The organism is Endozoicomonas sp., from assembly GCF_031844845.1.
Taxonomy (GTDB): Bacteria; Pseudomonadota; Gammaproteobacteria; order Pseudomonadales; family Endozoicomonadaceae; genus Endozoicomonas.
Window position 1 is genome coordinate 1 of sequence record NZ_JAVRMB020000018.1, and the last position, 6,244, is coordinate 6,244.

The following is a 6,244-nucleotide window of genomic DNA, read 5'->3' on the forward strand; positions in this document are numbered from 1 at the left end:
ATGGGAACGAGGCTAATCCGGGCAAAGAGAGGCGGCCCTTCATGCGGCGAGATCCGTATGCATTCCCACGCAGAGCATGGGAACGAGGCTTTCGGAGGGTTTTGCGACACCCTCAGAGCGTGGGAGCGAGATTAAAGCAAAACAACGGACTCCGGATTTCGAGGCTTTTTCGGACAACGGACAGCGGCTTTTAAGGCTTTTTCGGGGCGCGGGAGGCGGGCAGCGGGCAGCGGTCTTTAGTCTCCTTGGACGATGATGGTCTCAAGTCACAAAGACACAATTCAGCCAGCGCTGTGGTAAGTGCTAGCAAATCTATTCCCAGTGAATTGATCCAGGAGCGGATAATGAATAATTCCAAACAGCGCCAAGAACCATTGAAAGAACAGATGCTTCAATCCATGCGCCGCCTGGCCAGTTCAGTCACCATTGTTTCCTCCAGTAATGGTGAGCAGCGTCACGCAATGGCGGCGACTTCAGTGACTTCTTTATCTGTTGAACCACCTTCATTGCTGGTCTGTGTTAATCAGTCCACTGCCATGCACGCGCTCCTGGAAGAAGGTGTGGATTTCTGTGTCAATATTCTCAGCCGTGAGCAGGAAGAAGTCTCCACGATGTGCGGCGGAAAGGCTCATGGTGAAGACCGGTTTCTGACCGGTAACTGGGAGAGTAGTAAGGAAGGTTTGCCCTATCTGGCGGATGCACAATCAGTGCTGATTTGTGAACAGGATGGTAAATACAGTTATGGTACGCACACCATTTATATTGGGCGTATCAAACAGATTCAGAACAGTGAAGAGGTCAGTCCGTTGATTTATGTTGATGGCCGCTATACGACAGCAGCTGAGGCGGTAACCGCCTGATTCGGAAAACCCTTTTTTATAAAGAATAAAATAAAAAGAAGAGAGACTTTATGAGTCGTCCATCCGAAGATCGAAATGCTTTAAAAGTAGAGAGCGCGGACCAGATTCAGTGGCATGATGAGCGTGATGTGGTTGTGGTCGGTTTTGGTGGTTCGGGTGTGGCGGCTGCGCTTGAGGCTCGTTATCACTGTGTATCGGTGCTGGCAGTGGATCGCTTCTTTGGCGGTGGTGCCACAGCGCGTAGCGGCGGAGTAGTGTATTCCGGCGGGGGGACTGAATTTCAAAAAGCAGAAGGCTTTGATGATACACCTGAAGAGATGTTTAATTATCTTCGCCAGGAGACCGGAGATGCGGTAAAAGAAGAGACACTAAAACGTTTCTGCGATCAAAGTGCGACCAATCTTCGCTGGCTGCAAAGTCATAATGTTGAATTCGCTGGTCAGATTCCTCCCGTTAAAACATCCTATCCCAGTGATAAATACTATCTCTACTATTCCGGTAATGAGGCAGTGGGCAGTTATGCAAAACATGCAAAGCCTGCTCCCCGCGGTCACCGGGCGAAAGGTCCCGGATTATCGGGCGCTTCTTTGTATGCACCCTTAAAAGCCTCAGCACTTGCCCGAGGTGTTGAATTGCAGGTGCAAAGCGATGTTCGTCGTCTGGTTTGTGACGACTCTGGTGCGGTTCTTGGTGTGGAAGTCAGGCGACTGATGGCCGATACACCGGCTGCCCGAAGACACAAACGTTTATCTCAGCTGGCAACTTCTCTTCACAACTATTCGCCCAAAATAGCTTTCAAAATTCGTCGTAAAGTTACAGCCCTGGAAGAAGAGGCGGGTGTTATTCAGTATATCCGCGCCCGAAAAGGTGTGATTCTGACGGCGGGTGGATTTATTTTAAACCGGGAAATGGTTGAGCAATACGGCCCTAAATACCGGGAAGGTTTGCCGCTGGGAACTGCGGGGTGTGATGGCAGCGGTATTCAGATGGGTATGGGAACCGGTGCAGCAATAGACCGGATGGATAAATTGAGTGCCTGGCGATTCATCAATCCCCCACTGGCGTGGGCGCAGGGAATCGTGGTGAACGATCAGGGTGAGCGCTACTGTAACGAGGAAGTATATGGTGCCAAGCTGGGTTATGAGATGGTCGAGCACCATAACGGCCGGGCAACACTGATCCTCAATAAAGCACTTTTCAAACAGGCATTTAATCAGGTGCTACCGGGCAAGATCTGGTTCTTTCAGACGGCTCCCGCCTTGATTAGCATGTATCTGAACAGCAAGAAATCGAAATCCATCTCCGAACTGGCCAGAAAGATTAATGTACCTGAGGCTGCACTGGCTGGAACCGTCCAGCGATACACCGATGCGGCTAATGGTCTGGCTGAAGATGAGCTTGGAAAGTCCAGCGGATTCCTGGCGCCTCTCGATCAGGGACCGTGGTATGCCATTGACGTTTCTTTTAACAGCTCAGTTTTCCCCTGCCCCATGATTACTCTTGGTGGTCTCAGGGTTAATGAAGAGACCGGCCAGGTTCTGAATCGGCAGGGTGAAGAAATTTCCGGGCTTTACTCCGCAGGTAGAAATGCCGTTGGTGTTGCTTCTAATCTATACGTCAGTGGTCTATCTATTGCCGACTGTATTTTCTCTGGTCGTCGTGCCGGTGGCAGTGCTGCCAGGATTGGCGTGGAGACTGGACAGGTAATGGAAGAGCAAGTCTGCACGGAGACAGCGAATGAAGCGGGTTGATGGAAAGGTTTGTATTATCACAGGAGTTGAATGATGAGTACTTCAGAAGCTTTAGCGGTGCAGGAGGTTCTGCAGGATTCTCTGTCAGAGAGCTCGCCAAAACAGCGCTACCATCGTCTGAAAGTAACAGCGGTCATCGAGGAAACCCACGACAGCAAGTCCGTGGTCTTCAGTATTCCTGAAGGGGCTAAAGAGCAGTTTGACTATCTGCCGGGTCAGTTCCTGACCCTGAAAGTCCCTTATGAGGGCAAGCAGCTGACCCGGTGCTACTCTCTGGCCAGCTCTCCTCATGTAGATGCAGAGCATAAGGTAACCATCAAAAGAGTGGATGGTGGTCGTATATCTAACTGGATTAATGATGCCGTTAAAGCGGGTGACGTGATTGAAGTGATGGCACCAGCGGGGTTGTTTCATCTCACCCATAAAACGCCTCCGGGTGATATTGTCCTGTTTGGCGGAGGCTCTGGTATCACACCGGTGTTTTCAATCCTGAAGTCTGCTCTTGAAACAACCGATCGTAAGATCAAACTGGTTTATGCCAACCGTGATGACCAGTCGGTTATTTTTAAAGAGGCGTTAAAAGCGATTATTGCTGAAAATATTGACCGTCTGGAAGTGGTTCATGTTTTGGATTCTGTGCATGGCTACCTGACACAACCCCTGGTTGGTCAATTGGTTGAGAGGCACCTCGGTGGTGAGTACTTTATCTGTGGTCCCGGACCCTTTATGGATACCGTAGAGTCGGCATTGCTGGGACTGGGTGAGCCTAAAGAACGTATCCATACCGAGCGGTTTGTTTCTCCGCCAGACCCTGATCAGGCAGAGGCCGCTGCCGAAGAAGCCAAAGCAGCTGCAAAAGGCTCAACCACTACGGGCTTTATGGTTGAGCTGGATGGTGAAGTTCATGAAATTGCCTATGTAAAAGGGGATACTCTGCTTCAGGCTATGCAGAAAGTGGATCTCGATGCACCGGCATCCTGTGAAGAAGGTATGTGTGGCGCCTGTATGTGCATGGTGGAGAGTGGTGAAATCCAGCTGGCCCTGAATGAGGTGCTTTCAGAAACTGAGCTTGAGGAAGGGTGGACGCTGGCCTGTCAATGTCGTCCATTGTCCAGTGACGTTAAGGTAAAATTCCCTGATTGAGGGAAGTGGCATTGTAGAAAATACCCGTCATCCGTCATTCCCGCCTGCGAGGCTGTCGAAAAACCCACCAGAAACCTCGTTCCCACGCTCTGCGTGGGAATGCATAGCCAACCACAGGAATCGTGTCTGTGGTTGGGTCCTGGCAGCTACCACGCAGGACCCACAGGGCCTAAAAGCGTGGGAGCGAGGAGGGTTTTGCGACACCCTCCTGCGCGGGGATGACGGTGTGTATCGGGGATGACAGTTACGTGTTAATTCTCCCTTTTGCGACAACCTCTGGAGCGTGGGAACGAAGAAAGTTAAAAATAAAAGCTTTTCTTTGTGCCTTTGTGTCTTTGTGGTTCAAAAAAAACAATGAATAAGAAGCGACCGGTTATGATTGATCTGCAAGCAATAAATACAATCCCTGATCTGATGGATGCCGCAGCTGACACCTATGGTAGCCGGTCTGCGGTTGAAGATGAAAACATTATTCTGAGCTTTATAGAGCTTAATGAGTTGCGGTTAAAAGCGGCGGTCTCACTGCTTTCTATGGGCGTAGAGTCAGGGGATCGGGTAGCCATCTGGGCACCTAATATTTATGAGTGGATTGTGGCGGCCACTGCATTACAGACCGTCGGTGCAGCTTTGGTTCCTTTGAATACCCGCATGAAAGGTTCAGAAGCGGGTTATGTTCTCCGGGCCAGTGGTGCGAAGTTCTTGTTCTGTATTGACCAGTTTCTGAACTCGCGGTATCCCGCCATGCTTCAGAATGAAGATCTGCCAGAACTGGAGGCTATTGTCACCTTCCGTGGGCAGGGAGCTGAAAACTGTATTTCCTGGGATGATTTCCTGCAAAAGTCAGGTGATGTTGGTCTGGAAGATGTTCAGGTCCGGCAGCGACAGGTATCACCGGAAACCGTGTCCGACCTGCTGTTTACTTCCGGAACCACCGGGAAGCCAAAAGGGGTTATGACCTGTCACGGTCAGAACCTGCGGATTGTTGAAGATTACAGTGCGATTCTTGGCTTGCAGGATGGGGATCGTTACCTGATCGTCAATCCATTCTTTCACTCTTTTGGCTATAAAGCAGGCTGGATGGCAGCCCTGATGAGAGGGTGTACCATATTGCCGCTTCAGGTATTTGATGTACCCACCATTTTGCAGAGGGTATCCGATGAGAAAGTGACCGTTCTTCCAGGGCCTCCAACACTCTATCAATCCATTCTGGCTCATCCTGAGTTGAACCGTTTTGATATCACCTCACTCAGAGTTGCTGTGACCGGGGCGGCAGCGATTCCTGTCTCTATGATTCATCAAATGCGTGATGAGCTTGGCTTTGACACCATAATTACGGCCTATGGTCTGACGGAAGTCTGTGGTTTTGCAACGATCTGCCGTTCCGGGGATGACCCGGAGCTGATTGCCAATACCTCCGGGCGGGCGATGCCGGGTATTGAAGTGCGCTGTGCGGATAGTGAGGGTAACGAAGTCGCAGCAGGCACACCGGGTGAGGTGGTGATTCGGGGCTATAACCTGATGCCGGGGTACTTTAATAATCCGGAAGCGACGGCTGAAACCATCGATGAAGATGGCTGGCTGCATACCGGTGATATTGGTGTGATGGATAAGCAGGGCTACCTCAGGATCACTGACCGAATAAAGGATATGTTCATCACCGGTGGTTTTAATGTCTACCCCGCAGAGATTGAAAATCTGATGAGTAACCACCAGGCGATTGCCCGGGTTGCTGTCGTTGGCGTTCCTGATGAAAGGATGGGCGAGGTGGCCATGGCCTATATTATTCCGGTCAGCGGACAAAGCCTGACCAAAGAGGATGTGGTGACCTGGTGTCGGAATGAAATGGCGAATTATAAGGTGCCTCGTCATGTCGCTATTGTCGATAACCTGCCAACCAATGCATCAGGCAAGGTGTTGAAGTTTGAATTGAGAGAAAAAGCGAAGAATCTTGTGTAATAAAGAATGAGGTCTTGTGGTAACAGGGCCTTATTTAATCATATGGGCTGAATACAGGCCGCAGCAGGACAGTGACAAGGTTCGGTCGAGCGAATGCGAGCCCCAACAAGCTATCTGCAATCATTCTGCAATCATCGGTAAAATTGTTGGGGCTCACTCCGTTCGACCCAACCTGCATTTCAACCATTGAAACCATGTACTAGTTCAATGGTTTCAATGAACCAATCATAACCTTGAAGGTGTCCATCACCGGATAAAGTGGATAAAAGATACGCTGGCTGGAAAAATTACTGGTCAGGTCATATTTAAAATCGCTCAGGATAAAGTCCGGAATCTCCGCAATCCACTGGCTATCAACTTTTCTTAAAGTGAAGGTCTCGCTTCTGGTTTGATAGCCAGAGTATGACTCGGGAAATGTTGTTAATACCGTTACGATTTCTCCATCATCATCTGCCCGGAGCTGAAATTTGGGTGTCATCTTGATTCCGTAAGGACGGGAAATCGCCACATTGAATTTTGATTTTGCAATAATCC

The 6,244-nt window shown here is 50.0% G+C and carries 5 protein-coding genes; 4 read left to right on the forward strand and 1 reads right to left on the reverse strand.

What is annotated here, in order from left to right:
* Positions 1–344 precede the first annotated feature (344 nt).
* The 4 genes from RM811_RS00770 to RM811_RS00785 all read left to right on the forward strand — a co-directional run bounded on the left by RM811_RS00770 (position 345) and on the right by RM811_RS00785 (position 5,710).
* Positions 345–860 carry a flavin reductase family protein gene (locus tag RM811_RS00770; RefSeq protein ID WP_402519786.1) on the forward strand — a complete coding sequence of 172 codons (516 nt, stop codon included), beginning with the start codon at positions 345–347 and terminating at the stop codon, positions 858–860.
* 50 nt (positions 861–910) lie between these two features.
* On the forward strand, positions 911–2,611 hold the full coding sequence (locus RM811_RS00775) for an FAD-binding protein (protein WP_402519789.1): 1,701 nt from the start codon (positions 911–913) through the stop codon (positions 2,609–2,611).
* Positions 2,612–2,641: 30 nt separating this feature from the next.
* Complete coding sequence (locus RM811_RS00780) at positions 2,642–3,754, forward strand: 2Fe-2S iron-sulfur cluster-binding protein (protein WP_402519791.1); 1,113 nt, start codon at positions 2,642–2,644, stop codon at positions 3,752–3,754.
* 375 nt (positions 3,755–4,129) lie between these two features.
* Positions 4,130–5,710: a FadD3 family acyl-CoA ligase gene (locus RM811_RS00785; RefSeq protein WP_402519794.1), complete on the forward strand. Its 1,581-nt coding sequence runs from the start codon at positions 4,130–4,132 to the stop codon at positions 5,708–5,710.
* A gap of 199 nt (positions 5,711–5,909) precedes the next feature.
* On the opposite strand, the gene RM811_RS00790 is transcribed toward RM811_RS00785, so the two are convergent.
* Positions 5,910–6,244 (reverse strand): hypothetical protein (locus tag RM811_RS00790; protein ID WP_402519797.1); only part of this gene is annotated, 335 nt, incomplete at its 5' end.

Coding starts and splice junctions, on each gene's coding strand:
- RM811_RS00770 (WP_402519786.1), top strand. CDS start 345: ATGAATAATTCCAAACAGCGCCAAGAACCATTGAAAGAACAGATGCTT.
- RM811_RS00775 (WP_402519789.1), top strand. CDS start 911: ATGAGTCGTCCATCCGAAGATCGAAATGCTTTAAAAGTAGAGAGCGCG.
- RM811_RS00780 (WP_402519791.1), top strand. CDS start 2,642: ATGATGAGTACTTCAGAAGCTTTAGCGGTGCAGGAGGTTCTGCAGGAT.
- RM811_RS00785 (WP_402519794.1), top strand. CDS start 4,130: ATGATTGATCTGCAAGCAATAAATACAATCCCTGATCTGATGGATGCC.